Annotated in this window: 25 protein-coding genes, 11 tRNA genes and 1 riboswitch; of the genes, 34 read left to right on the top strand and 2 right to left on the bottom strand. The window is 36.8% G+C overall.

Features of this window, described 5'->3' with window-relative positions; genetic code table 11:
* The first annotated feature begins 117 nt into the window (after positions 1-117).
* A riboswitch (cyclic di-GMP riboswitch) is annotated at positions 118-204 on the top strand.
* Positions 205-357: 153 nt separating this feature from the next.
* The 14 genes from J2Z26_RS21385 (at position 358) to J2Z26_RS21450 (ending at position 14,941) form a co-directional block, all read left to right on the top strand.
* On the top strand, positions 358-576 hold the full coding sequence (locus J2Z26_RS21385; protein ID WP_193538598.1) for a hypothetical protein: 219 nt from the start codon (positions 358-360) through the stop codon (positions 574-576).
* Positions 577-793: 217 nt separating this feature from the next.
* Positions 794-1,351, top strand: a complete 558-nt coding sequence (locus J2Z26_RS21390; protein WP_193538596.1) for a hypothetical protein — start codon at positions 794-796, stop codon at positions 1,349-1,351.
* 64 nt (positions 1,352-1,415) lie between these two features.
* Positions 1,416-2,321, top strand: coding sequence for an ABC transporter permease subunit (locus J2Z26_RS21395; protein WP_193538594.1), 906 nt, complete (start codon positions 1,416-1,418; stop codon positions 2,319-2,321).
* On the top strand, positions 2,318-3,199 hold the full coding sequence (locus J2Z26_RS21400; protein ID WP_193538592.1) for an ABC transporter permease subunit: 882 nt from the start codon (positions 2,318-2,320) through the stop codon (positions 3,197-3,199). The genes J2Z26_RS21395 and J2Z26_RS21400 overlap by 4 nt, the downstream gene beginning before the upstream one ends.
* A 117-nt stretch (positions 3,200-3,316) precedes the next feature.
* A complete protein-coding gene (locus J2Z26_RS21405; protein WP_193538590.1) occupies positions 3,317-3,724 on the top strand; it encodes a rhodanese-like domain-containing protein in 408 nt (135 codons plus the stop codon).
* A 676-nt stretch (positions 3,725-4,400) separates the two neighbouring features.
* A complete protein-coding gene (locus tag J2Z26_RS21410; protein WP_227413813.1) occupies positions 4,401-5,732 on the top strand; it encodes a hemolysin family protein in 1,332 nt (443 codons plus the stop codon).
* Positions 5,733-5,946: 214 nt separating this feature from the next.
* Positions 5,947-7,032, top strand: coding sequence for a D-alanine--D-alanine ligase (locus J2Z26_RS21415; protein ID WP_193538588.1), 1,086 nt, complete (start codon positions 5,947-5,949; stop codon positions 7,030-7,032).
* 94 nt (positions 7,033-7,126) lie between these two features.
* On the top strand, positions 7,127-8,497 hold the full coding sequence (locus J2Z26_RS21420; RefSeq protein WP_193538586.1) for a UDP-N-acetylmuramoyl-tripeptide--D-alanyl-D-alanine ligase: 1,371 nt from the start codon (positions 7,127-7,129) through the stop codon (positions 8,495-8,497).
* A 119-nt stretch (positions 8,498-8,616) separates the two neighbouring features.
* Positions 8,617-9,306: an alpha/beta hydrolase gene (locus tag J2Z26_RS21425; protein ID WP_193538584.1), complete on the top strand. Its 690-nt coding sequence runs from the start codon at positions 8,617-8,619 to the stop codon at positions 9,304-9,306.
* A gap of 388 nt (positions 9,307-9,694) precedes the next feature.
* Positions 9,695-11,212, top strand: coding sequence for a degradosome RNA helicase CshA (cshA, locus tag J2Z26_RS21430; RefSeq protein WP_193538582.1), 1,518 nt, complete (start codon positions 9,695-9,697; stop codon positions 11,210-11,212).
* Positions 11,213-11,397: 185 nt separating this feature from the next.
* Positions 11,398-11,883 (top strand): large conductance mechanosensitive channel protein MscL, encoded by a 486-nt coding sequence (mscL, locus tag J2Z26_RS21435; protein ID WP_193538580.1) that lies wholly within the window; start codon positions 11,398-11,400, stop codon positions 11,881-11,883.
* Positions 11,884-11,950: 67 nt separating this feature from the next.
* On the top strand, positions 11,951-12,916 hold the full coding sequence (gene uvsE, locus J2Z26_RS21440; RefSeq protein ID WP_193538578.1) for a UV DNA damage repair endonuclease UvsE: 966 nt from the start codon (positions 11,951-11,953) through the stop codon (positions 12,914-12,916).
* A 104-nt stretch (positions 12,917-13,020) separates the two neighbouring features.
* Complete coding sequence (locus tag J2Z26_RS21445) at positions 13,021-13,506, top strand: PH domain-containing protein (RefSeq protein ID WP_193538576.1); 486 nt, start codon at positions 13,021-13,023, stop codon at positions 13,504-13,506.
* Entirely contained in the window at positions 13,496-14,941 is a 1,446-nt protein-coding gene (locus J2Z26_RS21450; RefSeq protein ID WP_209794430.1) for a PH domain-containing protein, read from the top strand. Before J2Z26_RS21445 ends, J2Z26_RS21450 begins: the two co-directional genes overlap by 11 nt.
* Before the next feature lie 28 nt (positions 14,942-14,969).
* Here the strand turns inward: J2Z26_RS21450 and J2Z26_RS21455 are convergent, their stop codons facing one another.
* Positions 14,970-15,686: a rhomboid family intramembrane serine protease gene (locus J2Z26_RS21455; RefSeq protein WP_193538571.1), complete on the bottom strand. Its 717-nt coding sequence runs from the start codon at positions 15,684-15,686 to the stop codon at positions 14,970-14,972.
* A 115-nt stretch (positions 15,687-15,801) separates the two neighbouring features.
* Between J2Z26_RS21455 and acpS the strand changes: the two genes are divergently transcribed.
* From acpS to J2Z26_RS21495, 8 genes are all read left to right on the top strand, one after another.
* The gene (gene acpS / locus J2Z26_RS21460) at positions 15,802-16,167 is read left to right on the top strand and encodes a holo-ACP synthase (RefSeq protein ID WP_193538569.1); all 366 of its coding nucleotides are present in this window, start codon (positions 15,802-15,804) and stop codon (positions 16,165-16,167) included.
* 245 nt (positions 16,168-16,412) lie between these two features.
* Positions 16,413-17,420: a LolA family protein gene (locus J2Z26_RS21465; RefSeq protein WP_193538568.1), complete on the top strand. Its 1,008-nt coding sequence runs from the start codon at positions 16,413-16,415 to the stop codon at positions 17,418-17,420.
* Positions 17,421-17,604: 184 nt separating this feature from the next.
* A complete protein-coding gene (alr, locus tag J2Z26_RS21470; protein WP_193538566.1) occupies positions 17,605-18,768 on the top strand; it encodes an alanine racemase in 1,164 nt (387 codons plus the stop codon).
* A 153-nt stretch (positions 18,769-18,921) separates the two neighbouring features.
* Complete coding sequence (locus J2Z26_RS21475; protein WP_193471052.1) at positions 18,922-19,203, top strand: CopG family ribbon-helix-helix protein; 282 nt, start codon at positions 18,922-18,924, stop codon at positions 19,201-19,203.
* 4 nt (positions 19,204-19,207) lie between these two features.
* Positions 19,208-19,558 (top strand): type II toxin-antitoxin system endoribonuclease NdoA, encoded by a 351-nt coding sequence (ndoA, locus tag J2Z26_RS21480; RefSeq protein WP_193471053.1) that lies wholly within the window; start codon positions 19,208-19,210, stop codon positions 19,556-19,558.
* A 101-nt stretch (positions 19,559-19,659) separates the two neighbouring features.
* On the top strand, positions 19,660-20,847 hold the full coding sequence (locus J2Z26_RS22245) for a class I SAM-dependent methyltransferase (protein WP_227413811.1): 1,188 nt from the start codon (positions 19,660-19,662) through the stop codon (positions 20,845-20,847).
* 153 nt (positions 20,848-21,000) lie between these two features.
* Positions 21,001-21,774: an RNA polymerase sigma factor SigB gene (gene sigB, locus J2Z26_RS21490; protein WP_193538620.1), complete on the top strand. Its 774-nt coding sequence runs from the start codon at positions 21,001-21,003 to the stop codon at positions 21,772-21,774.
* Positions 21,775-21,923: 149 nt separating this feature from the next.
* Positions 21,924-24,095 (top strand): Tex family protein, encoded by a 2,172-nt coding sequence (locus tag J2Z26_RS21495; protein ID WP_193538564.1) that lies wholly within the window; start codon positions 21,924-21,926, stop codon positions 24,093-24,095.
* 23 nt (positions 24,096-24,118) lie between these two features.
* Here J2Z26_RS21495 and cmpA read toward each other — a convergent pair whose 3' ends face one another.
* Positions 24,119-24,232 carry a cortex morphogenetic protein CmpA gene (gene cmpA, locus J2Z26_RS21500; RefSeq protein WP_193471056.1) on the bottom strand — a complete coding sequence of 38 codons (114 nt, stop codon included), beginning with the start codon at positions 24,230-24,232 and terminating at the stop codon, positions 24,119-24,121.
* 129 nt (positions 24,233-24,361) lie between these two features.
* Between cmpA and J2Z26_RS21505 the strand changes: the two genes are divergently transcribed.
* The 12 genes from J2Z26_RS21505 (at position 24,362) to J2Z26_RS21560 (ending at position 26,233) form a co-directional block, all read left to right on the top strand.
* Complete coding sequence (locus J2Z26_RS21505; RefSeq protein ID WP_193538562.1) at positions 24,362-24,814, top strand: SprT family protein; 453 nt, start codon at positions 24,362-24,364, stop codon at positions 24,812-24,814.
* Positions 24,815-24,973: 159 nt separating this feature from the next.
* Positions 24,974-25,048, top strand: a tRNA-Asn gene (locus J2Z26_RS21510).
* A 4-nt stretch (positions 25,049-25,052) separates the two neighbouring features.
* A tRNA-Ser gene (locus tag J2Z26_RS21515) sits at positions 25,053-25,143 on the top strand.
* Between the two features lie 19 nt (positions 25,144-25,162).
* Positions 25,163-25,234: transfer RNA gene (locus tag J2Z26_RS21520), tRNA-Glu, on the top strand.
* A gap of 61 nt (positions 25,235-25,295) precedes the next feature.
* Positions 25,296-25,371 (top strand) — tRNA-Val (locus tag J2Z26_RS21525).
* Between the two features lie 103 nt (positions 25,372-25,474).
* A tRNA-Asp gene (locus J2Z26_RS21530) sits at positions 25,475-25,550 on the top strand.
* A 24-nt stretch (positions 25,551-25,574) separates the two neighbouring features.
* Positions 25,575-25,649, top strand: a tRNA-Gln gene (locus J2Z26_RS21535).
* A gap of 23 nt (positions 25,650-25,672) precedes the next feature.
* Positions 25,673-25,753: transfer RNA gene (locus J2Z26_RS21540), tRNA-Leu, on the top strand.
* Positions 25,754-25,768: 15 nt separating this feature from the next.
* Positions 25,769-25,855: transfer RNA gene (locus J2Z26_RS21545), tRNA-Leu, on the top strand.
* A 121-nt stretch (positions 25,856-25,976) separates the two neighbouring features.
* A tRNA-Arg gene (locus J2Z26_RS21550) sits at positions 25,977-26,053 on the top strand.
* A 10-nt stretch (positions 26,054-26,063) separates the two neighbouring features.
* Positions 26,064-26,140 (top strand) — tRNA-Pro (locus tag J2Z26_RS21555).
* Positions 26,141-26,159: 19 nt separating this feature from the next.
* Positions 26,160-26,233, top strand: a tRNA-Gly gene (locus J2Z26_RS21560).
* Positions 26,234-26,342 lie beyond the last annotated feature (109 nt).

Raw genomic sequence — 26,342 nt, forward strand, 5'->3', positions numbered from 1 at the left:
TTCATCTTGTGGGGCTATTTTTGTTGGAAATAGAATTAAAAGGGGATTGGTTAATTTTGGAGTGATTTATTTCCCTATAAATAATGTTAAAATTAAATATTATATGCTAAAACTTATCTCTGATAATGGCAAACCTATCGAAAGGTAGGGACGCAAAACTTCGGGTCTAACGCAATCTTTTGCTATGATAGCCGGGTCGCCGTGGGATGGATCATTTACGACATAATCCACCTATAAAGGTGGTTTTTTGTTTTATTAGTAAAACATCCTCTTTATATAAGTGTGCTAATTTTCGCAGAAGACATAATACACAATGCAATCCAGATCTGTTTGAGCTAGCAAAGGGAGGAATTAAAGATGGATACGTTCAATGAACAAATTCAAAACTGGGTTAACAATAATCAGTTACTATATATTGAAGTGGTATTAAAGAAAGTAGGTCGCAAAGAAGTCCTTGGCAGAATCGTTCAATTCAATGGAGAAAGCCTTCTCATATACAAGGAAGATACTAAAATGGTAGAACATTATCTACTAAATGAAATTGACAATATTGTACCGGTTAATAAACAAGGTTAACAAAAAAACTCTCAAAAAGTGATGTTTACACTTATTGAGAGTTTTTTTGTAAATTAATTGTAATGAAATTGAAATATAATTGTGAAAATCACTTCCTTTTTTTGTTATTTGTTTGTAAAATATAAAATGTTAACTATTAAAAAATTTTAATTAATTTTGAAAATTAATATATTTAAATAGTATAACAAGAAATAAAACTAACAAGGGATGTGTAGCTTTGAAACAGAGTAAATTCTTAGTCATTGGACTAATTATAGCGAGTTTAATTGCTTGCAGTAATAAAGAGCAGTCTACTGATGCGAATGGTCCAACCGAGCCTAACCCTAGTGAATCTTCTCCTAGTAACGAGATAGAGAAGGAAGATCCTTCAAAAACTGAGGATGAGGAAAATAAAAAGGATACGAAAGATACCAAGGATAATGAAGAAAAACCCGAAGAAAGTCTAGTTGATTCGATTAAAGGTGAAAATTTACTTGGTCTAAATCAAGAGGAAATAAAGAACCTTTACGGAGAACCTGCTGTATCAGTTAATGCGAATCAATATCTAGTTTGGAGATATGATTTTGCAAACGAAAATTACGTCTATGAAGAAGGTGTCATTTCAGTTGATGTTTCAGGTCTTCAAAGTGGGCAAATGAAGGCACAATTAACTGTAGAATTTGGAGACGATGACATTGTTGATGTGTTTTCAATTTATTATGTAAAAAATGGGCAAATCCTGCATTACCGTGTCACGAAAGAGGGCATTATTGAAGAATCAGCCAGTGCAGACTAGGCATTTTATATAAAGCTAAGCTAGATAGAAAGTGAACTTAGCTTTTTAGAACAGGGGGAGCAAGATGAAAGACATCGTTATCGGGGTGATAAAACAGTTTGTGTTATGGATGTTAGCTGCATGCTTTTTATTACTTATTATCTTAATTCCAAGAGACTATAGCCTTGTTGCAGATACAACTGGGCAACTTGAAGATGCAGTTTATCATTATAATTTTAATGACCATATCACAAATGTAAAAGACTTCTTCATCGCCTTGGAGGAAAACGGAGGATTAGGTCTTTATAAGACTGGAGATACCATAGAAACACATGTTATGGAAATGACACTTAGAAGCTTAAAGTTAATTATTCCGGCAATATTAATAGGCTTCTTTTTCGGAATTATTAAAGGGGTATTTGATTTTTTAGTGAAGGGAAAAAGAGTCGGAGTTGGGAGTGGTACAACTTGGATGATGTTATCGATTCCTGATTTATTTTTTATGATTTTCCTACAATTATTACTAATGTTTCTATATCAAATCGGAGTGTTTCCACACGTTGACTTATATGGACATGAAAAGATAGATAATCAAATTGTGGGTATCATCTTTCTAGCAATCTACCCTTTGTTTTTTATTGCAAATATTACGTATACAAGTTTAGTAGAAGAAGAGAAAATGGATTACATTAATACAGCACGTTCTAAAGGAGTAAGTTATTTCAAAATCGTTAATTTACATATGTTAAAAAATGCACTCCAAAAAATAGTAGTGAACAGTAACACATTAACACTTTATGTTTTATCCAATTTATTTATTGTAGAATATCTGTCAAACTATCGTGGTGCTGCCTTCCATTTTCTAAGAGCAGATATCAATGCGAAATTCGGGTTTGTAATCATGTTTACTCTCATTATTTTCTTTGCTAATACCTTCTTCAAAATTATTCATTCACTGATTTCACCGAAAGGAACAGGAACAGGAATATGAGAAAGTTTACATTTTTAGCAGGGGTAACCATACTAGCCCTGATTATACTAATTGCATTTATAGGTCCTTATACACCATTTATTGACAGTGAATTAACGGAAAAGAAGTTTGAGTTTTTAGAAGATAATACGATTATTGTACCCCCATATCCACCCTCAAAAGAGTACCTTCTAGGAAGCGACAGCCGTGGGGTTGATTTGTTAAGTAGGTTAGTAATGGGTGCAAGAGAAACAATGATTATCATTTTTAGTATTGTGATTATCAGAATGCTCTTAGGGGTTATTTTAGGTTTTGGCGCAGCGTACAGTCGATTGATAAAGGCACTTTTAGTCATTTGGAATCAACTCTTTTCCTATATCCCACCGATTTTTCTAATTGCAATGATCATTGGAATTCCGTTTTTCCTTGTTTCACCAAATCGACCTTTTTGGTTCATTGTTATACTAGCAATACTTGAGGTAGGAAGAGTAGGAGAGACAGTCCATAAACTAGTAGTAAGTATTACACAAACAAATTATTATGAAGCGGGAATAGTGGTAGGTAACAGTCCTATAGGGTTGTCTAAGAAATACCTACTACCAAATTTAAGTCCACAACTGGTGACGATAATTGTTAATGAACTAGGGCGAGTGCTGTTTTTGATTGCACAGTTAGGGGTTATTGGAATCTTTATCAATGTTGTATTTGAGCCAGGAGAATTCGGCGGTTTCAACATTGTGAATGGTTCTGAATCTTGGCCAAACCTTTTAGATAATATCCAAAGGGATATTTATTCCCATCAAATTGTTCCATTTAGTGGGATCCTTGTAATCTCATTAACTGTTCTTTCATTCTATATAGTTGGTAATGGGATCATTAGAAAGTTAAGTAAACGATAAAAAGGTGGCCTTTTCGGGGGCCACCTTTGTTGTGTCTTCACACGTCCTAAAACTTCTTCATAGAAGGTGTTATAAAATAATGATAAAATAGAAGAAAATAAGAAGGTTGGTGGCTTCGTGGATTTTTCTACAATAATAAACATTGTTCTACTTGGATTATTAATTGGAATTGCTGTATATCGTTTTAAGCCTGTCAAAGGATTACGTAATTTAAATGAACAAGAAATGAAGGATAAAATAGAATCTACAAAATCCCTTTCTATTATTGATGTTCGAGAGCCGTATGAATACAATGTAAAACACATCCCAGGTGCAATAAATGTCCCTTTATCTAAGCTTAAATGGCGTAAAGTGGATGTTCCTACTGACAAGGAGATTGTCGTATACTGCCAAACAGGAATTAGAAGTAAACAAGCAGCTCGCTTAATTATGAAAAGACATAAAATGAATGAGATATCTCAACTTTCAGGTGGTTTTTTCTCGTGGAAGGGTGAAACAAGTCACAATAGAAAAGCGGTTAAATAAATGGGTTCTCTTTTGAAGTGCAAAACATGAAAAAAACAGTTCAAATAGTATGTTAAATCGTATGGGATTTAACATGCTATTTTTTTATTTCGTTGTTAATAAACTTTAAGTTTGATGGATGGAATTTACTTAGGTTAGTTACCAGTGAAAGTAAATAAGCGGAGATTTTCCGTTTAAATCCAGAAAGGAGTCTGTTTTGGGGTGAATAAGGGGATTTTTTCCGGTTATATTGAGCGAAATACACAATTTTAACGATTTTCGAGTCAATAGGCGGAATTTCTCCGTTTATTTAAGCTGATATCAAGGCTTTTTACGGATTAAGCGGAATTTTTCCGCCTATTTTTCAGCACTTCAAGTCAATTGGGATTTCTTGTAGGATTGGAATTCATAATAGTTTGAAAAAACGAGATATGTAATCTACACTAATATAAAAGTGGTGATTCACGAAAGTGGTCAACCAATACATAGTATATATGGGGGATTGGCAGAAGTGAGAATGATTAACGATTCGTTAGAACAATAAAATAATTGAAAATTCTAATATTTAATAACCAACTTGCTATAGAATGAAGAATAAAATTCCTTCTTCTTAAATATTCATTAAGTAATACCAATATGTAATATCTATATCAGGAGGTGTAATCCTTACTCGTGGAAAACGAAGTAGGGAGAATATTTGGAGATATTTAGTTTAGGCATGGTTGCAATATTAATTGCGTTAACTGCCTTTTTTGTGGCATCTGAATTTGCGATTGTAAGGATTAGAGCTACAAGAATTGATCAACTGGTTGCAGGAGGAAGTAGAAATGCACTGGCTGTGAGGAATGTCATTTCAAACCTAGATGAATATTTATCTGCCTGCCAGCTTGGCATTACCGTAACTGCGCTTGGGCTAGGCTGGTTAGGTGAGCCGACAGTACACAAACTACTACTGCCACTTTTCAATGAATTAAATATATCTACTTCAATATCAAGCATTTTATCAATTGCCATCGCATTTGGGTTTATTACTTTTTTACACGTAGTCATTGGTGAATTGGCTCCTAAGACAATTGCCGTTCAGAAGGCCGAAGAAATTAGCCTGTTATTTGCGAAACCTTTAATGTTTTTCTATAAAATAATGTACCCTTTTATTTGGTTATTAAATGGTTCAGCGCGATTCTTAACAGGGATGTTTGGCTTTAAATCGGCATCTAAACACGAACTAGCTCACTCTGAGGAAGAGTTACTGTTTATTTTGTCAGAGAGTTACAAAAACGGTGAAATAAATCAGTCTGAATATAAATATGTAAACAAGATATTCGAGTTCGATGATCGCGTGGCAAAAGAAATCATGGTACCAAGGACAGAAATTGTAGCAATCGATAAAAATAGAAGCATACAAGAGAACATTGCGGTCATGACGAATGAAAAATATACACGTTATCCAGTTGTAGATGGAGATAAAGATCATATTATAGGTATGATTAATATGAAAGAAGTTTTAACGGATTTCTTTACTAGTAAAGGAAGCAGTACGAAGACAGTTGAAACCTATTTAAGGCCAATTATTCAAGTCATTGAATCAACGCCTATTCATGATTTATTGGTGAGGATGCAAAAGGAACGTGTTCACATGGCTATACTGATTGATCAGTATGGAGGTACTGCTGGCCTTGTGACTGTTGAGGATATCATTGAAGAAATTGTCGGTGAAATAAGGGATGAATTTGACTCAGACGAAGTACCAATGATTCGTAAATTAAATGACCATACAACCATTGTTGATGGTAAAGTGTTAATCGGTGATATAAATAACCTCTTTGGTCTAGAAATTGATGATACAGATGTGGATACAATTAGCGGATGGATTCTAACGCATCAAATTGATATAAAACAAGGAGACTCAATTCAACTCGCTAACTATGAATTTAAGATTTTAACAATGGATGGCCATCACATTAAAGCAATTGAAATTAAAAAAATTGGCTACTCCCAAAACTTTGCCATGAGAGCAACAGCAGACTAATCCCAAAAAAGGACCTTGAAAAAACAATTCAAGGTTCTTTTTGTTTAGGGTGTTCTCGGAAAATTAGGCATGGTTTTCAAATGTACGGACACAGTCGGTGATAATTTTCGTAAACATATATAATGTGTAGTATGATTCAAATGATATTATCGTATATAATACAAACAGTGAAATGTTACAATAAGAAAAACACTAGCAACGAGGGGGAAAGCGTATGAAAGTGAAGTTAGGCTTACTTTATGGTGGGAAATCTGCAGAACATAAAGTTTCACTACAAACAGCTCTTGCTGTTAATAAAGCAATTGACCATGAAAAATATGATATTCATCCAATATATATTTCTGAACAAGGTGAATGGGTTCGAGGGAATCAGCTGACTGGACCTGTTCAAGAGGTTCAAAAACTTGAACTAAAGGACGGAGGCAACACCATTTCACCTGTAGCTTTAAATAATGAAATTTTTCCAGCGCATGGTGACAAGTCAGATCAAACGATCGATGTGATTTTTCCATTACTTCACGGGCCAAACGGCGAGGATGGCACCGTTCAAGGTCTTTTAGAATTAATGAACATTCCTTATGTCGGTAATGGGGTTCTAGCTTCTGCTGCTGGGATGGATAAAGTAGTAATGAAGAACATATTTGCTCAAGCGGGACTGGACCAAGTGAAGTATGTTTCATTTATTCGTAGCGAGTGGGAAGCCGACCAAACAAAAACATATGAAAAGATAGAAGAAGCATTAGGCTATCCTTGTTTTGTTAAACCTGCGAACTTAGGTTCAAGTGTTGGTATAAATAAATGTACGGATCGTGCAAGTTTAGAAAAGGCCTTCGAGGAAGCATTTATTTTTGACAGAAAAGTTATTGTAGAAGAAGGCATTATTGCACGTGAGGTTGAAATAGCCGTATTAGGAAATGACCATCCTGAATGCTCAGTAGCCGGCGAGATTGTACCAAAGAAAGAGTTTTATGATTATAAAGCAAAATATGAAGATGGGGATACTGCGATGATTATCCCTGCTGAGGTTACCGAAGAGGAATATGAAGTGATGAAAGACATGGCTATTAGAGCTTTTAAAGCATTAGACTGTGCTGGTTTGGTTAGAGCCGATTTCTTCCTAACCAAAGAAGGAAGAGTTGTTATAAATGAAGTAAACACAATGCCTGGATTTACGCCATTTAGTATGTTCCCTTTACTATGGCAGCACACGGGTGTATCTTATCCAGAATTGATTGAAAAGCTAGTGAATTTAGCAATTGAACGACATAATGAAAAACAGAAAATAAAATATACGTTCTAGCATTTAGATAGATAAACACTATTCACACACTATTTTAGCAGAATAGTGTTTATCTTATTTTACATAGTCCAACCCTTTTTTAGGAGGTCATTCTATGATTAAAAGAAGTATGAAGCAAATAGCACAAATGGTATCAGGAGAATGTAATCATTCTACAAATGAAGAGATGCTATCAGGAGTTTCAATTAACTCACGGGCGATTGAAGCGGGTAATTTATTTGTTCCGATTATTGGAGAAAAATTTAATGGACATGAATTTGTTGAGGGAGCAATTATAAATGGAGCCAAGGCATCACTATGGCAGCGAAATCAAGAAAACCCTCCGAAGAACATTCCATTAATTTATGTTGAAGATACATTAGTAGCCCTGCAGGATTTAGCCAAGACATATAGGAATGAGTTATCTCTAAAAGTAATCGGGATCACAGGAAGTAATGGGAAAACAACTACAAAAGATATTGTTGCATCCATTATGGGAACCACATATAAGGTATTAAAGACTGAAGGAAATCTTAATAATCATTACGGTCTTCCATTAACAATCCTTCGCCTAGAAGAGGACACAGAGGTTGCGGTTTTAGAAATGGGCATGAGTGGTAGAGGTGAAATAGAGCTTTTAACAAAAATAGCTCAGCCAGATGCAGCGATTATTACAAATATTGGTGAGGCTCACCTGCTAGATCTTGGTTCTAGAGATGGGATTGCAGATGCAAAATTTGAAATAATTGATGGCTTAAAAGAGGGAGGAACCATCATATATGATGGTGACGAAACCTTACTCAATGAACGTGTAATGGGCAAATCTATAAATACAATCACTTTTGGTAGTCACTCTGATTGTACGTATGTTCCAGTTTCAATTAAGCAAGAAAATGACGTTACTTATTTTACGATCAACAAGTATCCAGATACCGAAATTCATATGCCGATACTAGGCAAACATAATGTATTTAATGCCTTAGCAGGAATTGCAGTTGCGGAATACTTTAATGTCAGCTTGGAAAATATTCAAAAGGGCTTAAAGCAATTAAAAGTTTCAAATATGAGATTAGAAGTGATTGAGGGAAAAAACGGCTCGAAAATCATTAATGATGCATATAATGCTAGCCCTACTGCTATGAAGGCAGCGATAGATTTAGTCCAAAACTTAAAAGGCTATTCAAGGAAAGTTGTTGTGCTAGGTGATATGCTAGAACTAGGACCAAATGAAGAAAAATACCATTACGAAATCGGTGAATTGTTAAAACCTAATTTTGTTGATTATGTAGTAACATTTGGTGAGTTAAGCAAACACATTGCAGAAGGTGCAAGAGTCTCTTTCGAACCTGATAAAGTTAAGGCTTATACGAATAAAACAAATCTTATTGAAGATCTAAAGAAAATTGTTTCAGCTAATGATTTAATTCTTGTTAAGGGCTCAAGAGGAATGAGGCTGGAAGAGGTTGTCATGGAGTTGAAAGAGTAGTATTATCCAGGTGAGTTCTATATAGAGCTCATCTCTTTTGTTTTCTCCATGGGAAAATAAATAGTTGATGCATATACTAATAATTAACTGGCTAATTTCAAAGTGACAGGGTGGTATTTATGAAAGGATGTTTACTTATACATGGGTTTACGGGCTCTCCTTTTGAGGTGGAACCTTTAGCAAAACACCTTCAGGAGACAACCGACTGGGAAATTAGAATGCCAACTTTACCGGGGCATGGTACAGAATTACACCTAAAAGGCGTAACAAACCAGGAGTGGTTGAATTATGCTGAAGATGAACTGCAAGACTTATTGGCTTTTTGTGATGAGGTTTATTTAATTGGCTTTTCTATGGGTGGATTAATAGCGGGTTACCTTGCCTCAAAATACCCGGTAAAAAAACTCGTTCTACTGAGTGCTGCAGCATACTATATAAATCCAAGGCAGTTACTGTTTGATATAAAAGATATGATTAAAGACGGACTTAGAGGAAATTTAAAGGAAAATGTGTTGTATTTACGATATAAGAAAAAAATAACCGATACCCCATTTAGGGCAACGCTTGAATTTCGTACATTGGTTAATAAAATTCGACCTAAATTACGGGATATAGATGTTCCCACTCTTATTATTCAAGGAGAATGTGATGGTATTGTTCCGGTAAAGAGCGCACAATTCTTGTATGATACGATCAGTTCGAAGGTAAAAAAAATATGCCTTTTGCCACAATCCAAACATCACGTATGTCATGGGGAGGATATTTGGACGTTGTTTTCAGAAGTAGATGCATTTTTGTTAAATGACTAGTATAGATTCAGATATATGGCAATAATAAGTTCAACTTAAATCTCAGTTGTGTGAGATTTATTGCATTTAAATTTTCATAATGGTAAGATTACACATAAAGTGTCAAGAAGGGCTTTCGGTTATATGGGAAGGCTGTTTTCTCTGAAAAGAGCCTATAGGAAAGTGCCCGGTTGAATTCAAATGATGGTCGTGAACCTAAAGACATTTTTCCGGATCAACGGGAGAAGTCTTTTTTTACCTAAAGAAGGCATTAAAAAACCTTCTACTGTGTATGAGAACAACTAGGCAGTCGCCGTTAACTTGGTAAGAATCCAAGTTTTATAAAAGAAAATCCTAAACCTTGTCAACTTATATGTGAAATATATACCACAAAAGGAGTATGAAAATATTGGCAACATTTAGTGAATTAGGGATTAATGAAGAGTTATTAAAATCGATTAGTAAAATGGGATTTGAGGAAGCTACACCAATTCAAGCTCAAACCATTCCATTAGCATTACAGAAAAGAGATGTTATTGGGCAGGCACAAACTGGTACAGGTAAAACTGCTGCTTTTGGTATTCCATTAATTGAAAAAATTGATGTGAAAAATCAAGCGATCCAAGGTATCGTAATTGCACCAACTCGTGAACTTGCGATTCAGGTTTCAGAAGAGCTTAATAAAATTGGACACTTTAATCGTGCAAGTATCTTACCGATTTATGGTGGACAAGATATCAATCGTCAAATTAGAGCACTAAAGAAGTTCCCTCAAATTATTGTTGGAACTCCTGGAAGACTAATTGACCATATTAACCGTAAGACAATCCGTCTGCAAAATGTACATACTGTTGTACTTGATGAAGCGGATGAAATGTTAAATATGGGCTTTATTGAGGATATTGAATCAATTTTATCAACTGTTCCTGAAGAGCGTCAGACTTTACTTTTCTCAGCAACAATGCCAGGACCTATCCAACGCATTGCTGAACGATTCATGAAAAATCCAGAAATCGTTAAAGTTAAATCAAAAGAAGTTACAGTACCAAATATTGAGCAATATTATGTTGAAACACAAGAAAAGAAGAAGTTTGATGTATTAACTAGACTTCTTGATATTCATTCACCAGAACTTGCTATCATTTTTGGTAGAACAAAACGTCGTGTAGATGAATTATCTGAGGCGTTGACATTACGTGGTTACGCGGCTGAAGGTATTCATGGTGACTTAAGCCAAGCAAAGCGTATTTCTGTACTTCGTAAATTTAAAGAAGGTTCAATTGAAATCCTTGTCGCAACAGACGTTGCGGCTCGTGGTCTAGATATTTCCGGAGTAACACATGTATATAATTTCGATATTCCACAAGATCCAGAGAGCTATGTTCACCGTGTTGGACGTACTGGTCGTGCTGGTAAGCACGGAATTGCAATTACATTTGTAACTCCACGTGAAGTGGGTCAATTGAAACACGTTGAAAGAACAACGAAACGTAATATGGAGCGTTTAGTTCCACCTACTCTTGATGAAGCATTAGAAGGTCAACAAAAAGTAACAATCGAGAAACTATTAGCAACGATTGAAAATGAAAATATTTCATATTACAAACGTGCTGCAGAAGAGCTTCTTGAAGAACATGAATCAGTATCGGTTGTTGCGGCAGCAATTAAAATGATGACAAAAGAACCTGACAAAACACCAATCCAGCTTACTGAAGAGCGTCCTGTCGTTTCAAAACGCGATAAAGGTCGTAGTGGTGGCGGAGATCGTAACCGCAGTGGTGGTTATAGAGGTGGTGGAGACCGTAACCGCAGTGGCGGTGGTGGTGGCAGAAGTCACGGTGGAGGCACCGGCGGTGGCGGTAGTAGAGGAAGTCGTCCACCAGCAGGCAAACGTCGAGCTCCACGCAAACAAGAAAGCAGACCATAAAATAAATCAAACAGTGCAAGCCCCCGAGGCTTGCACTGTTTTTTTGTGGGGCCTGACCCCCAGCACGTTAAAGCTTTAACGCGCCGGGGGCCCCTACTCTTTTTTTATGTATATCTCCCTAGCACGGACATAGGTTTTAGTAATAAGGCTATATCTGAACATCCTACTCGAAAGGAGTTGTATGTATGCAAGTTGTAAAAGAGTTCAGGGAGTTTGCAATGAAGGGAAGCGTCATTGATATGGGGATCGGTGTTATTATCGGAACGGCATTTGGTAAAATTGTCAATTCTCTTGTAACAGACATTATCATGCCACCAATCGGTCTTCTATTAGGAAAAGTCGATTTTTCAAACCTTTATATCAACTTAACGAATACTCCTTACCGTTCTTTGGCTGAGGCTAAAGAAATGGGTGCAGCAACAATTAATTATGGAATGTTTCTAAACTCAATTCTACACTTTGGAATTGTAGCATTTGCGACATTTCTAACTATTCGGCAGATTAACAAAATTAGACGAACTCCAGGAGCTTCGATTACATCACAACAGTGTCGGTACTGCTTTTCTACGATACATACAGATGCAACGCGTTGCCCAAATTGTACTTCTATGCTCGTTGAAAATAAGCAGAAGAGCTATTCAAGCCCTAAAATTACGTTTAAAGCTAGTTAATTTTATTATCAAGGTCAAAAGGGGCATACTAACCTTAATTCCTAGCCGAATATGAGGTGAATAGATAATGACCATAGTACGACTTGGATATGTTGCAATGAGTATGCATCTTCAAAATGCTTCACCTTCGCAGACGATGACATTTGCACAGTTTCAAAAGCTTACTAATCGAGAGGCTGCTGTTGAGAAGCTCGAAAGAATTGCTCGTTCAAATATAGATAATTGTCTAAGACTGCTGAAACACAATGTAGCTCATGATATCCAGTTTTTCCGTTTTAGTTCAAGGATTGTTCCTTTGGCAAATCATGAGGAAATCAAAGAATGGAATTATTTACGCTCTCTCCAAGAGCCCCTATTACAACTTGGAGAGTATATTAAGGAAAAACAAATAAGGATTGGTTTTCATCCTGACCACTTTGTGGTGCTTACAACGAGTAAGTCAGATGTATTGAATCAGTCTATAAAAACGTTGAGCATGCATGAAGGATTACTAAGAGGAATGAAGATTGATGGTACCCATAGGTGTGTCATTCATGTAGGTGGTGCATATAAAGACAAGGAAAAGGCTCTTGAACAGTTTATTCATAACTGGGGATTTGTCCCACAGAAGATTCAGGACATGATTATCTTAGAAAATGATGATACAACTTTTTCCCTATATGATACTCTCTATCTTTGTGAAAAACTTTCAATTCCACTGGTGTTTGACTACCATCACCATCTTGCAAATCATGAAAGAAGTGAGTGGGAAGAAGACTGGCTTAGAGTAATAGAAACATGGAGTCAATCTCCTCTACCACTGAAAGTTCATATTTCAAGTCCGAGAAGTGAGAAAGAATTCCGAGCACATGCGGATTATATTGATAGTAGGATGTTTATGGAGTTCCTAGCAAAGGTTAAAGGTAGCGTTCCTCAAATTGATTGTATGATTGAGGCAAAACAAAAGGATGATGCACTATTTAAGTTAATGGAGGATCTAAAAGTACAACCAAATATAGAAATAATTGATGGGGCTAGCTTTAAAATTCTATAAGAAAGACCTTAATTTATCTTTTCGAATGAAAAAACTATGTTTATACTGAAAAAGGAAAACTTTTCTACATTTTTAATTTTGAAAAGAAGAAATGGGGTTTTACTATGAGGGCTGCTCCTCAAAAAAGAATTAATGAAAAAGCATTAAGGGTATGGAGAATTTCAGCAGCTATCTCCTCCATTTTCGGATGGCTTATCTTTGCCGGGGTTTTAACTTTAACACTTATCTTTGAATGGCCTATTTGGATAGTATGGACTCTTTTAGCATTAATAGTAATAGAATCTGTTGTATCAATAATAATTGTTCCTAAGATAAGGTGGAAACGTTGGCGATATGAAGTACTCGAGCATGAAGTCGACCTTCAATATGGGTTGTTTACTATCAATAGAAGGTTAATCCCAATGGTTCGTGTTCAACATGTTGATACTCAGCAAGGTCCGATACTAAGAAAATTTAAATTAGCTACCGTTACCATCTCAACAGCCGCAGGAACACATGAAATTCCCGCTCTTGACGAAGTGGAAGCCGATGAGCTAAGGGACTTTATTTCAAAATTAGCGAGAGTGGTGGATGAAGATGATGTTATCTGAACCCCGTCGTCTCCACCCAGTAGCAGGCATAGTTAACTTCTTAAAACAGTTAAAAGAGATGTTATTCCCGGTTGTCCTCTTTATCATTTTTGGAGGAAGAGGGGAAGATCCTTTTTGGCAATTACTTTATTTTGTTGGGACTGGTCTATTAATTATAGGCTTATTGGTCATTGGAATTTTGCAGTGGTACCGCTACACTTATCGAATTGAAAGTGACGAGTTAAGAATTGAGTACGGTATTTTCATTAGAAAGAAAAGATTTATTCCCCTTGAGCGGGTGCAAAGTATTGATATTTCTGCTGGTATTATTCAACGAATGTTTGGTCTTGTAAAACTTCAGGTTGAAACAGCAGGTGGCGGGAATACAGCGGAGGCAGTTTTAACGGCTATTACTGTTTCAGAGGCAGAGCAACTTAAGAATGAGCTCTCTAAAAAACCAAAGGATGCTGAAGTAGTAGACGAAGGTGTAAGAGAAAGTATTGAGATAACAAAAGGATATCAAATCTCTACAACAGAACTATTTATTGCGGCAGTTACCTCCGGAAGCATAGGAGTAGTTTTATCGGCAGTAGGAGCATTAGCAGTTCAGGTTGATGAATTAATTCCTTATGAAACCATCTTTCGTCAGTTTGAAGATTTTGTAAGAATAGGTGTCTTTTTTTACGTTATTCTCATTTTTAGTATAGTTTTACTAGCGTGGGTAATAGGAACGGTTATTACGGTCTTGAAATATGGTAATTTTTCAGTCGCTAAACAGGGGGAAGATCTAATTATTACTAGGGGAATCCTTGAAAAGAGACAATTAACAATTCCTCTCAAACGAATTCAAGCGATTCGAATACAAGAAAGTTTAATTCGTCAGCCACTAGGTTATGCAACGGTATTTGTAGAAAGCGCTGGGGGTTCAGTAGATAAGAATGAAGGACACTCAACGATACTATTTCCTTTAGTCAAAAAAGATAAAATTAATACACTGTTATCTAAACTAGTTCATGATTATACATTGCCAACAGATTTTAATAAGGCTCCGAAGAGGGCGGTCATTAGGTACCTTATTCGTTCAACATTGCCTGTACTAGTTATTATTGTACCAGCCATTATTTTCTTACCTGTATGGAGTTATCTGAGTCTTATACTGTTACCTTTAGCCATTTTGCTTGGTTATTGGCGTTATCAAGATGCTGGTTGGAAGTATGATGACTATCAACTTCAGCTTCGATTTAGATTGTTTAGTAAAACGACCGTTTTATTGAGGAGATCTAGGATTCAATCTGTTATGAAAAGACAATCATTGTTTCAAACTCGAAATAAATTAGGGTCCTATGTTACTTCCGTTAAATCAGCAATGGGCGGAAAGGATTTTAAAATTGTCGATTTTGAAGAAAGTGATTGTGAAGATATGTTGGAATGGTACACAAAAAGAAGGAGTGAGTAGTCTTAGACTATTCACTCCTTTCATTTTTTTATCTAAACAAAAGACCAACTAGCACTAGTAACACGATAATCCCCCATATAAAGTGTTTCATCGAGAGTTTAGGTAATCGGAAGGACATGGATTGTTTACTCCCAGCATGATGTGAGGTGTAGAAACCCTTCTTTCCTTGTAAAACGATAGGTCCAAGAGCAACTCCAGCAATTAATCCAAATAAATGGGCAACCACATTAATATTTGAATTAATAAAAGTCATGATTAATCCAATAACTAGGATGGTTACAACCACCTGTGAGTTAGCTTGGTCTATTAAATCTTTTCTGAACATCACCATATACAGGAAGATACCGAATAGCCCAAAAATAGCTCCTGATGATCCCACGTGAAGATAATCTAGTGGTTCAAGAAAATAAGTTGCTATATTTGCAAGGACACCTGTTCCAAAGTAGGTCAAGAGAAATCTCGGCTTTCCTAAAATTCGCTCTAAAGCAGGACCGAATAGCACTAGAGAGAAGGAATTAAACAGCATATGGCTAAAGCCGCCGTGCATGAAAATTGGGGTTAAGAGGCGCCAATATTCACCTTCAGCTACTAAAAAGTTAAAACCAACCATTTGCTCAAGTAGTGTAGTACTTCCTGGTATAGGTAAGGATGTGATTAACCATAGAAGGATGTGAATACCTACTAAAGTTGATATAATTGGGTAAAACCGCAAAAACGTTTGAAAGTTTTCAGTTCGTGTAAACATAATAACGCTCCTTTTTGTATTAATTAATATGGTATCACAGAATACAAAAACGTAGAATAAGTTTGTACTAATACTATGATAAGAAAAAAGATAATAGAAGAGAGGAACCTGATTCGTGATAAAGGGAATAGGGATAGATATTTGTGAGCTAAAAAGAATTGAGAGTGTTTTACGGAAGCAGCCTAAGTTTGTTGACAGAGTTTTAACTGAGCAGGAAAAAATATACTTTGAAGAGCTGACTGAGAAGAGAAAAGTGGAGTTTTTAGCAGGTCGGTTTGCTGCAAAGGAAGCTTTTTCAAAAGCAAAAGGAACTGGAATTGGTTCGGATTTAAGTTTTTTAGATATTGAAATACATAAAGATAATAAAGGTAAACCCTTTATACACAAGCCTCAAACCAAGGGAGAAGTAGCTCATCTTTCAATTTCACATAGTAAGGATTATGCGGTTGCTCAAGTAATTATTGAAAGCTCGTCAAGCTAGTCTGCATATTACCACACTTTGTCTCATATATTTCTAATGTGCAGGAGAGACAAGGTGTTAGGGGAGATTAAAATAGTATCAAAAGCCAAACTTTGATTGAAAAAAGAAAATTCAGCTTCACTTTTTATAAAATGATTGTTTTTTATAAAAATCTTTTTTCTATGAAAAGGCTTTAACTTATCTTTAATCATCCATTTCATCTTTCCTCTATATTATCGTCGATATGAGGCAAAGGGGTTGAAGTAATGAAGAAAAAATGGTTAGGTTTATTATTTGGGCTTATCGTTGTATTTGCTCTTGCTGGTTGTGGGGAAAAATCACAAGAGGATGTGGTTGGTGCACTGAATGAAAAGGTAGGAAAGCTTTCTGGGTATAAGGCAGATGCCAAAATGACACTTCAAACAGGAAGTGAGCCACAGGAATATGATGTGCAAATTTGGTATAAACAACCGCACTATTACCGTGTTAATTTAAAAAATGCCCAAAAAGAACAAAGTCAAATGATTTTAAGAAACGATGAAGGTGTATTTGTTTTAACTCCAGCATTAAACAAAAGCTTCCGTTTCCAAAGTGATTGGCCTAAAAACAGCAGTCAAGCATACCTTTATGAGTCACTTGTAAAAGATATCCTAGATGATCCAGATGCTAAGTTTACAGCAACAAAAGAGCATTATGTATTTGAAACAAAAACAAACTACAAAAACAATAAGATGTTACCTAAGCAAGAAATTACATTAAATAAAAAAGATTTAGCTCCAATTATGGTTAAGGTAATGGACCCTGACCAAAATGCTTTACTAACAGTAGAGTTTTCGAATGTAGAATTTGATGCAAGCTTTGATGGTGATGCATTTGATATGGAGAAAAATATGACGGGTGCTCAGCTGGAAGTGCCAGTTATGGCTGGGGTAAGCGAATCTCCACTTGCAGTGATGTACCCTGAAGTAATGCCGGGTGCAGAATTAGTAGAGGAAAAAGAAGTGAAGACTGAAAGTGGTACTCGCGTAGTTATGACATTTGCAGGAGATAAATCATTCACTTTAATTCAAGAAAGATCACAGGTTTCTCCAGCTGGAACGACAACTTCAATGAGTGGCGAGCCGGTTGACCTAGGATTCACAGTAGGTGCTCTAACAGAAAATTCAATTTCATGGACATTCCAAGGCGTTGACTTTATGTTAGCATCAGAAGATTTAACACAAGAAGAAATGATTTCAGTTGCACGATCTGTTCAAGGTCAAGCAATCAAATAATCAAACTTGTAAACAGGCTCCTTTGCTGAGCCTGTTTCCTTTTCGTATTTATAAAATAATCCTCCATCAAAACATAATTCGATAAAGCGCCCTATTGACAACACTTTTGAAACAATCAATAATCTATCTTATAATTAGAACCTCACTCTTAGGGAATACCAAACTAATCAAGGAAGTGTGTTTCATGGAAATATCGTCTTTTTATCGAGATTCATGGGTTGAAATAGATCTCGATTGCATATATAAAAATGTGCGTTCAATGAAACATTTTTTACCGGAAACATCTGGTGTTATGGCAGTAGTTAAAGCTAATGCCTACGGTCATGGAGATGCAATGGTTGCCAATGTTGCGCTTGAAGCGGGAGCAACCTATTTGGCTGTTGCCTTTTTAGACGAAGCCCTTTCTTTACGACAACAAAATATCCAAGCTCCTATATTAGTTCTAGGTGCTGTAAGGCCTGAGGATCTTAAAATAGCTGCTGAAAACAATATTACACTAACTGTTTTTCAAGCAGATTGGCTGAAGGAAGCGAGAGAGAGAAGTTCTTTCAAAGAGCCCGTTTCATTTCATTTGAAATTTGATACGGGTATGGGACGTTTAGGGATTAAAGATCAGACAGAGGTTAATGAGCTTCTAAATATGATTGAGGAAGATGATCAGCTTACTCTCGAAGGTGCATACACACACTTTGCTACAGCTGATGAGCTAGATACTACCTACTTTAACCATCAATATGAACGGTTTGTGGAAATGGTTGAATGGTTACCTGTACGTCCAAAGATCATTCACTGTGGAAATAGTGCAACAGGCTTCCGCTTTCCAGAAAAGGTGTTTAATTATGTAAGATTTGGAATCGGTATGTACGGTTTAACACCATCGCTCGAGATAAAAAATGACATTCCCTTTCAACTACACGAAGCTTTTTCTTTACAGAGTCGTTTAGTTCATGTGAAAAAAATTAAAAAAGGTGAAAATATTAGCTACGGAGCAACTTATACTGCACCTACCGATGAGTGGGTAGGAACGGTCCCGGTAGGTTATGCTGATGGCTGGTCCAGGAAGCTCCAGGACTCAGAAGTGTTAGTGGCAGGAACTAGGTGCCCAATTATTGGTCGGGTTTGTATGGATCAATTTATGGTAAGGTTACCTTATGAGCTTGCACGAGGAGAAAAAGTCACTCTTATCGGTTTTCAAGGAGATAACAATATTGGAATCGATGAGGTAGCTAAAAACCTAGATACAATCAATTATGAAGTGCCATGCCTGATAAGTTATCGAGTACCTCGTATTTTTTTAAGAAATAAGAGTATAATTGAAGTGAGAAATCCTGTTTTAGTAAATCATTAGTAAGTGTGATTTCCATGCATAAGAACATGATTTATATGACGATAATAGAGAAGGAATTCTAATTGCACTTTGCATCTTTGAATATTAATGGTATTATTAAAAGTGGAATAGAATAGAATAATTGGTGTGTAGTTATGGTGGAGGTGTATGTTTGTGTCTGAGTCCAGCGCAACAACAGAAATTTTAATCCGTTTACCACAAGCATTAGTGAGTGAACTAGACGGGCTAGTAATTCAAGAGAACGGTAACCGTAATGAACTAATCTATCAAGCGACGAAAATGTACCTTCGTGAAAGAAAGAAACGTCAAATTCGTGAATCAATGAGACGTGGGTACATGGAAATGGCAAAAATCAATCTAAACATCGCATCGGAAGCATTTTTGGCTGAATCCGAGGCAGACCACACCGTAGAACGCCTAGTTAGCGGGGGGTAATCACTTGATTGTTAAACGTGGCGACGTTTATTTTGCTGACCTTTCCCCTGTTGTTGGTTCGGAGCAAGGAGGCGTTCGTCCTGTGCTTGTCATCCAAAACGATATAGGGAATCGGTTTAGTCCCACAGTTATTGTCGCAGCCATTACAGCACAAATTCAAAAAGCAAAGCTACCAACTCATGTGGAAATTGATGCTGAACGTTATGGATTCGAGCGTGACTCTGTCATCCTATTAGAACAAGTTCGTACAATTGATAAGCAGCGCTTAACTGATAAAATCACTCATCTAGATGATGAAATGATGGACAGAGTGGATGAAGCCTTACAAATCAGTTTAGGACTCATCGATTTTTAATATTTTTCTTTTAACAATGAAGTTGCCTTTTAGGGTAGCTTCTTTTGTTTTTTATAACGGTATAATTTAAACTGATAAAAACAGTGATGGAGGAGTGTTATTTGGAACAAGTAAACTATTGGGATGTTGTTGGTGAGCTGGCAGAAGTTCTCACTCAAGCAAACATTCCATACCAATTCATTGAAGCAACAGCATTGTGTATCCAAGGTGTCAGACTCCCATCAGAAGAGAAGGTAGAACTACTATTTCAATGGGACCTATTAGAAAGTACATATGAATTATTTAAAAAGCATAACCCTACCCCGGTAGAACGTTCAGCAAGTGAAGCGAGCTTTAGTTTTGTTTTTAAGAGTGTTGAGGTGACTCTTATGTGTTACTTTAATACAACTATTAAGACAGACCCTTACCGAATTCCTGTTAAGTTAAGGGAAAAAGAGGTATGGTGCCAATCACTCTATTCTTATGAATATTCTGCAAAGTTGGAATTTGTGAAGCCGATCCGTCAATTCTTACGAGACAAACAACAAGAAATGAGTACAGACAATGAAATTGCCTGGAATCAAAACAATTACTTAGCGCTATTAAATCGGTATGGTAATCCAACTGATATTGTAGGGAAAATAAAAGAGAATCCTAAGTGGCGCCTACATCCTTTCTATAAATATATGAGTGATATTAATGGTAAAAGTGTGGTTCATTTGATGGGGTCAAATGGAATAAAAGGAATCGCTATGGCCTTATTAGGGGGCAATGTAACTGTAGTTGATTTTTCAAAAGAGAATGAAAGGTTTGCGATGGAGCTTGCAGAGGCAGCAGATGTCTCACTTAACTATGTAGTAGAAGATATTTTAAGGGTACAGGATAAATTACCTGGGGAATCAGCAGACATCGTCTTGATGGAGTTAGGTGTTCTACATTACTTTATAGATCTTATTCCGCTTGCTTCAGTTATAAGTAAGTTACTAAAAGCTGGCGGTACCTTTATTCTGCACGAATTTCACCCGGTCTCAACTAAGCTTATTACTTCTGCAGGGAAAAAACATAAGGTGACAGGTAATTACTTTGAACCTTCTATAAAGGAAGGAAATGTTGCATTTACAAAGCACATGCCAACCGAGGAACAATCTAGTTTAACGAAAGTATATCAACGACAGTGGACCCTAGGTGAAATAATCACCTCATTCGCAAGAGAAGGTCTATATGTAGAGATACTAGAAGAAGAACCAAATCACAAACTCCATGATATCGGCTTACCTAAAACTTTTACTATGGTAGCTAGAAAAAGATAAGAACTATATTATAAATGGGATTGTCTATCAGGATAGTCCTTTTTTCTCATTTTCCCTTAGACGAGCATATTGTTTGAAATGATAAATGGATGATGGAATAATAGATTTAAGAACATTCATTCTATGTTTTTAAAAAAAGAAGGGAGAGAGTGAATTATGCAACAGACTGAACCATACCCCAGGAGTAAAGAGGAGATTTACGAGTTTATTAAGGAGTTTCAAGTAGATGGGTCAAGAAAAGCCCAGCGAGTGTTGGTAGAACGTTATAAGAATTTAGTGCAAAAGCTTGCAAGGAAATACTCTAAAGGTCGAGAGTCACATGAAGATATTGTACAAGTTGGATTAATTGGTTTACTTGGTGCAATCCGTCGATATGATGGGTCGTATGGGAAAAGCTTTGAAGCATTTGCCATTCCCACAATTGTGGGAGAAATAAAACGTTTCCTACGTGATAAAACGTGGAGTGTGCATGTTCCTAGAAGAATAAAAGAACTAGGACCAAAAATAAAAAAGACTGTTGATGAATTAACCCCAAAACTTCGCCGAACACCAAAGGCAAAAGAAATTGCCGATTACTTACAAGTACCTGAAAAAGAAGTCCTTGAAGCTATGGAAATGAGTAAAAGCTATAATGCTCTATCAATGGACCACTCATTAGAGGTGGATTCCGAGGGAAGTGCTGTTACTTTAATGGATGTAGTCGGGAACCCAGAAAAAGGGTATGAAAGAGTTAATCAGCGTTTAACCCTCAAAAAAGCTCTTCAAGTACTAAATGAACGTGAATATCACGTCATAACCTACCTATTTCATAATGATATGAACCAAAAAGAAGCTGGGAAAAAGCTTGGTATTTCTCAAATGCACGTATCTCGTATTAGACGTAAGGCATTAAGTAAACTTCGTGAAGAAATAGTAACCGCCTCCTAAGTAAATTTAAATCCTCATAGATGAATGATAATCATCTATGAGGATTACTTTATTAGATGTGAAAATTTTAGTAACAATGAATCTTTTGGGACATTTTGATAAAATGATAAGATAATAAAGTATTGAATGATGTTTAGGAGGAATATTTCTTGCAGGAAACCTTACATAAAGAAGATCAATTGATTAAAACAATTGCCAAAGAACTAACAATCAAAGAAAAGCAAATTAAAAATGTAATCGACTTATTAACAGAAGGTAATACGGTTCCATTCATCGCCAGGTACCGAAAAGAACAAACCGGTGCATTAGATGAGGTTCAAATTAGAGATATTCAAGAAAAATGGCAATACATGCAAAACCTTGAAACGAGAAAAGAGGAAGTCATTCGTCTTATTGAAGAGCAAGGTAAATTGACAGAAGAACTGAAAGGGCAAATTACGAAATCTACAAAATTACAACAAGTTGAAGATTTATACCGTCCTTATAAACAAAAGAGGCGTACAAAAGCAACAGTTGCTAAGGAAAAAGGACTAGAGCCTTTGGCGGAATGGATATTCAGTTTTCCGGTTGGGGTTCAAGTGGAAGAGAAGGCTAAAGAGTTTTTATCAGATGAAAATGAAGTAAACTCAGTAGAAGAAGCTATTCAAGGTGCAAAGGATATTATTGCTGAATGGATATCTGATGATGCTAATTACCGTCAGTGGATACGAACTGAAACCTTCAAAAAAGGTAAAATTGTTTCTGTTGCTAAGGATACTGAAAAAGACGAAAAGAAAGTGTATGAAATGTATTACGAATATGAGGAGCCTGTTAGTAAGGTTGTCCCACATCGTGTACTTGCGTTAAACCGCGGGGAAAAAGAAGAGGTATTACGTGTATCGGTGGAACCTCCTGTTGACCTGGTTCTTTCATATTTACAAAAGCAAATCTTAAAAACACAGACTACTACTGTATTAAACCAGGTGATAGAAACAATTGAGGATAGCTATAAGAGGTTAATTCAACCTTCCATTGAACGAGAAATCCGCAAAGAACTTACGGAAAAAGCGGAAGACCGTGCGATACATATCTTCTCAGAGAACTTACGTAACTTATTATTGCAACCTCCATTAAAAGGGAAAATGGTTCTGGGAGTTGACCCAGCCTATCGAACTGGCTGTAAGCTTGCTGCGGTTGACGAGACGGGGAAACTATTGAAGGTAGATGTGATTTATCCTCACCCTCCAGTAAATAAGAAAGAGGCTGCAAAAGAAAAGTTCAAAGCTTTCATAAATGAATTTAATATCGAAATGGTTGCGATAGGAAACGGAACTGCTTCTAGAGAAACAGAACAATTTGTTGCCGAAACATTGAAAGAGTTTACACGTGAAATTTATTACTTAATCGTTAATGAGGCTGGGGCTAGTGTTTATTCTGCTTCTGATCTGGCTAGAGAAGAGTTTCCTAACCTTAAAGTAGAAGAGCGAAGTGCTGTATCGATTGCAAGACGTCTGCAAGATCCTTTAGCAGAGCTTGTGAAAATTGACCCAAAATCGGTAGGGGTTGGTCAATATCAACATGATGTTTCACAAAAGAAATTATCTGATTCATTAACCTTTGTTGTTGAAACGGTAGTAAATAAAGTCGGAGTAAATGTAAATACCGCGTCTCCGTCGTTATTACAATATGTAGCAGGGCTTTCAAAGGCTGTGGCTACCAATATTGTTAAGCAAAGAGAAGAGAATGGAAAATTTGTCAGTAGGAAAGAGTTAAAAACAATTCCTAGACTTGGAGCAAAGACGTACGAACAGTGTATTGGTTTCTTAAGAATCATGGACGGAGACCAACCTTTAGATCGAACAAGCATTCACCCTGAGAGCTATAAAGATGTTGAAAAGCTTTTGAAAAGAATTGGAGTAACTGTTCATGACATTGGTAGTGAACAAGTTAAGGAAGGTATTGCTCAAGTTTCCGTTGAAGAACTAGCTACGGAGTTAAATATCGGGAAACTAACGTTAAAAGATATAATTGATTCCCTGATTCGTCCTTCCAGAGACCCGAGGGATGAGCTAGCTAAGCCGTTACTAAAAAAGGACATCCTTCAGCTTGAAGATCTTAAAAAGGGAATGGAACTAGAAGGGACAGTTCGAAATGTAGTAGATTTCGGTGCCTTTGTTGATATTGGTGTAAAACAAGATGGACTAGTTCATATTTCAAAATTAAGCCCTAATTTCGTAAAACATCCATTGGATGTAGTTTCAGTTGGGGATGTTGTTAAAGTTTGGATTGACGATGTAGATACAACCAAAGGTAGAGTTGCATTAACCATGCTCCCACAATAGGGTAACAAAAGAAACACTGCTGATTATGAGCAGTGTTTCTTTCTATAAAAAAACCAGCATTGATTTAACATCTTAATTTGATATCTATTTTTCTCGTAGTAGGCTCGTTTCATTTGGTTTTTTAACCATGAGGGCATTGTCATACCTCCCTTTATCGGTATAATGGAGTATGGTGTGTTACATAGTGTATGCAATTATAGTTCGTCTCGTTCTCATTATTTTAAAATACTAATTTTAAGTTTGTAAGACGAAAAAGGAGGAACATAATGGAGCAAAAGGAACTACAGAAACTTGTAGAAACCACATCCATTCAGTGGTTTGGCAAGCCTTTTCGTCACGAAGCGATATTTAATAGCAGACTACGTACAACAGGTGGTCGTTATTTATTAAACACTCATGATATTGAATTAAACCCAAAGCACTATGAGGAATATGGTGAACAAGAGCTAATAGATATTATTAAGCATGAACTATGCCATTATCACTTACATATAGAAGGTAAAGGATATAAGCACAGAGATTCAGATTTTAAAGAGCTTTTAGAAAAAGTGAAAGCTCCCAGATTCTGTACACCCTTAAAATCAATTAAACGAACAAAGCTTTCAGTGCAACATATATATAAATGCTCTAAGTGCGACCAGGAATACAGAAGAAAAAGAAAGGTAGATACAAAAAGGTATGTATGTGGGAAGTGTTCAGGGAAATTATTGGAATTATAACTTAAGGTTGACTTTAAAAAGGGGTCTGTGATAAATTATAAAAGCCGTCGTGAAACGGACGGTTTTTGAAGTCATTCTTTTAATGATGTTCTTGACAAGAAAATAACAGCTTCATATAATAAAAGAAGCAAAAGACAAGCTTTTGATTATTCAAATTATTCCACAGTAGCTCAGTGGTAGAGCTATCGGCTGTTAACCGATCGGTCGCAGGTTCGAGTCCTGCCTGTGGAGCCATTATGGGGAAGTACTCAAGAGGCTGAAGAGGCGCCCCTGCTAAGGGTGTAGGTCGCGTAAGCGGCGCGAGGGTTCAAATCCCTCCTTCTCCGCCATAAAAGTTCATACTATAATGGCCCATTGGTCAAGCGGTTAAGACACCGCCCTTTCACGGCGGTAACACGGGTTCGAATCCCGTATGGGTCATACAATTAGTGGGAAGTAAGATACGAACCTGTTATCTTGCCTCCCACTTCCATTCTCAATTGGAGGATTAGCTCAGCTGGGAGAGCACCTGCCTTACAAGCAGGGGGTCGGCGGTTCGATCCCGTCATCCTCCACCAAAGTTTTTTCACGTAACGAAGTGAAGTGAAAATAACTTTCCTTAATTTCGCAGAGCGAAAATAACGCTCTTAGAAAAATTATCAAAATTACTAATTTAATTTTGGTCCCGTGGTGTAGCGGTTAACATGCCTGCCTGTCACGCAGGAGATCGCCGGTTCGATCCCGGTCGGGACCGCCATTATTCATTTTCAACTTTCATCGGTGGGCTATAGCCAAGCGGTAAGGCAACGGACTTTGACTCCGTCATGCGTTGGTTCGAATCCAGCTAGCCCAGCCATTTTGTTTTTTAATAGTAATAATGCGGGTGTGGCGGAATTGGCAGACGCGCTAGACTTAGGATCTAGTGTCTTTGACGTGGGGGTTCGAGTCCCTTCACCCGCACTTTACAAATTATCTGCGGTCGTGGCGGAATGGCAGACGCGCTAGGTTGAGGGCCTAGTGGGAGTTAATCCCGTGGAGGTTCAAGTCCTCTCGGCCGCACCAGAAAAAAAGTTTTTTGAGAAAAACACTTGCAATCCATTTTCTAAGGTGTTAATATAGAAAAGTCGCTAATTTGATTAAAGCAAATGTAGAGACAACATCTACTAAGTGGCAGTTAATTAATGCGCCCGTAGCTCAATTGGATAGAGCGTCTGACTACGGATCAGAAGGTTATGGGTTCGACTCCTTTCGGGCGCGCCATAAACATGTACGGGGAGTAGCTCAGCTTGGTAGAGCACTTGGTTTGGGACCAAGGGGTCGCAGGTTCGAATCCTGTCTTCCCGACCAGAACGAATTTAAATATAATGCGGGTGTAGTTTAATGGTAAAACCTCAGCCTTCCAAGCTGATGTCGTGAGTTCGATTCTCATCACCCGCTCCAAATTACCATTAAGTTCTTTGAAAACTGAACATAACACAAGCGTCAATGTTTGTTTTAAAAATTGTTTTAGCATGAGCTAATCAACTCTATTGGAGAGTTTGATCCTGGC

Origin of the sequence: Cytobacillus luteolus (assembly GCF_017873715.1) — a bacterium.
In the GTDB taxonomy this organism is placed as follows: domain Bacteria; phylum Bacillota; class Bacilli; order Bacillales; family Bacillaceae_L; genus Bacillus_BV; species Bacillus_BV luteola.

What these genes read in the sequence shown, in the direction of transcription:
- J2Z26_RS21385 (WP_193538598.1), top strand. Translation starts at nt 358, where the DNA reads ATGGATACGTTCAATGAACAAATTCAAAACTGGGTTAACAATAATCAG.
- J2Z26_RS21395 (WP_193538594.1), top strand. Translation starts at nt 1,416, where the DNA reads ATGAAAGACATCGTTATCGGGGTGATAAAACAGTTTGTGTTATGGATG.
- J2Z26_RS21400 (WP_193538592.1), top strand. Translation starts at nt 2,318, where the DNA reads ATGAGAAAGTTTACATTTTTAGCAGGGGTAACCATACTAGCCCTGATT.
- J2Z26_RS21415 (WP_193538588.1), top strand. Translation starts at nt 5,947, where the DNA reads ATGAAAGTGAAGTTAGGCTTACTTTATGGTGGGAAATCTGCAGAACAT.
- J2Z26_RS21420 (WP_193538586.1), top strand. Translation starts at nt 7,127, where the DNA reads ATGATTAAAAGAAGTATGAAGCAAATAGCACAAATGGTATCAGGAGAA.
- J2Z26_RS21425 (WP_193538584.1), top strand. Translation starts at nt 8,617, where the DNA reads ATGAAAGGATGTTTACTTATACATGGGTTTACGGGCTCTCCTTTTGAG.
- mscL (WP_193538580.1), top strand. Translation starts at nt 11,398, where the DNA reads ATGCAAGTTGTAAAAGAGTTCAGGGAGTTTGCAATGAAGGGAAGCGTC.
- uvsE (WP_193538578.1), top strand. Translation starts at nt 11,951, where the DNA reads ATGACCATAGTACGACTTGGATATGTTGCAATGAGTATGCATCTTCAA.
- J2Z26_RS21445 (WP_193538576.1), top strand. Translation starts at nt 13,021, where the DNA reads ATGAGGGCTGCTCCTCAAAAAAGAATTAATGAAAAAGCATTAAGGGTA.
- J2Z26_RS21450 (WP_209794430.1), top strand. Translation starts at nt 13,496, where the DNA reads ATGTTATCTGAACCCCGTCGTCTCCACCCAGTAGCAGGCATAGTTAAC.
- J2Z26_RS21455 (WP_193538571.1), bottom strand. Translation starts at nt 15,686, where the DNA reads ATGTTTACACGAACTGAAAACTTTCAAACGTTTTTGCGGTTTTACCCA.
- J2Z26_RS21465 (WP_193538568.1), top strand. Translation starts at nt 16,413, where the DNA reads ATGAAGAAAAAATGGTTAGGTTTATTATTTGGGCTTATCGTTGTATTT.
- alr (WP_193538566.1), top strand. Translation starts at nt 17,605, where the DNA reads ATGGAAATATCGTCTTTTTATCGAGATTCATGGGTTGAAATAGATCTC.
- cmpA (WP_193471056.1), bottom strand. Translation starts at nt 24,232, where the DNA reads ATGCCCTCATGGTTAAAAAACCAAATGAAACGAGCCTACTACGAGAAA.
- J2Z26_RS21505 (WP_193538562.1), top strand. Translation starts at nt 24,362, where the DNA reads ATGGAGCAAAAGGAACTACAGAAACTTGTAGAAACCACATCCATTCAG.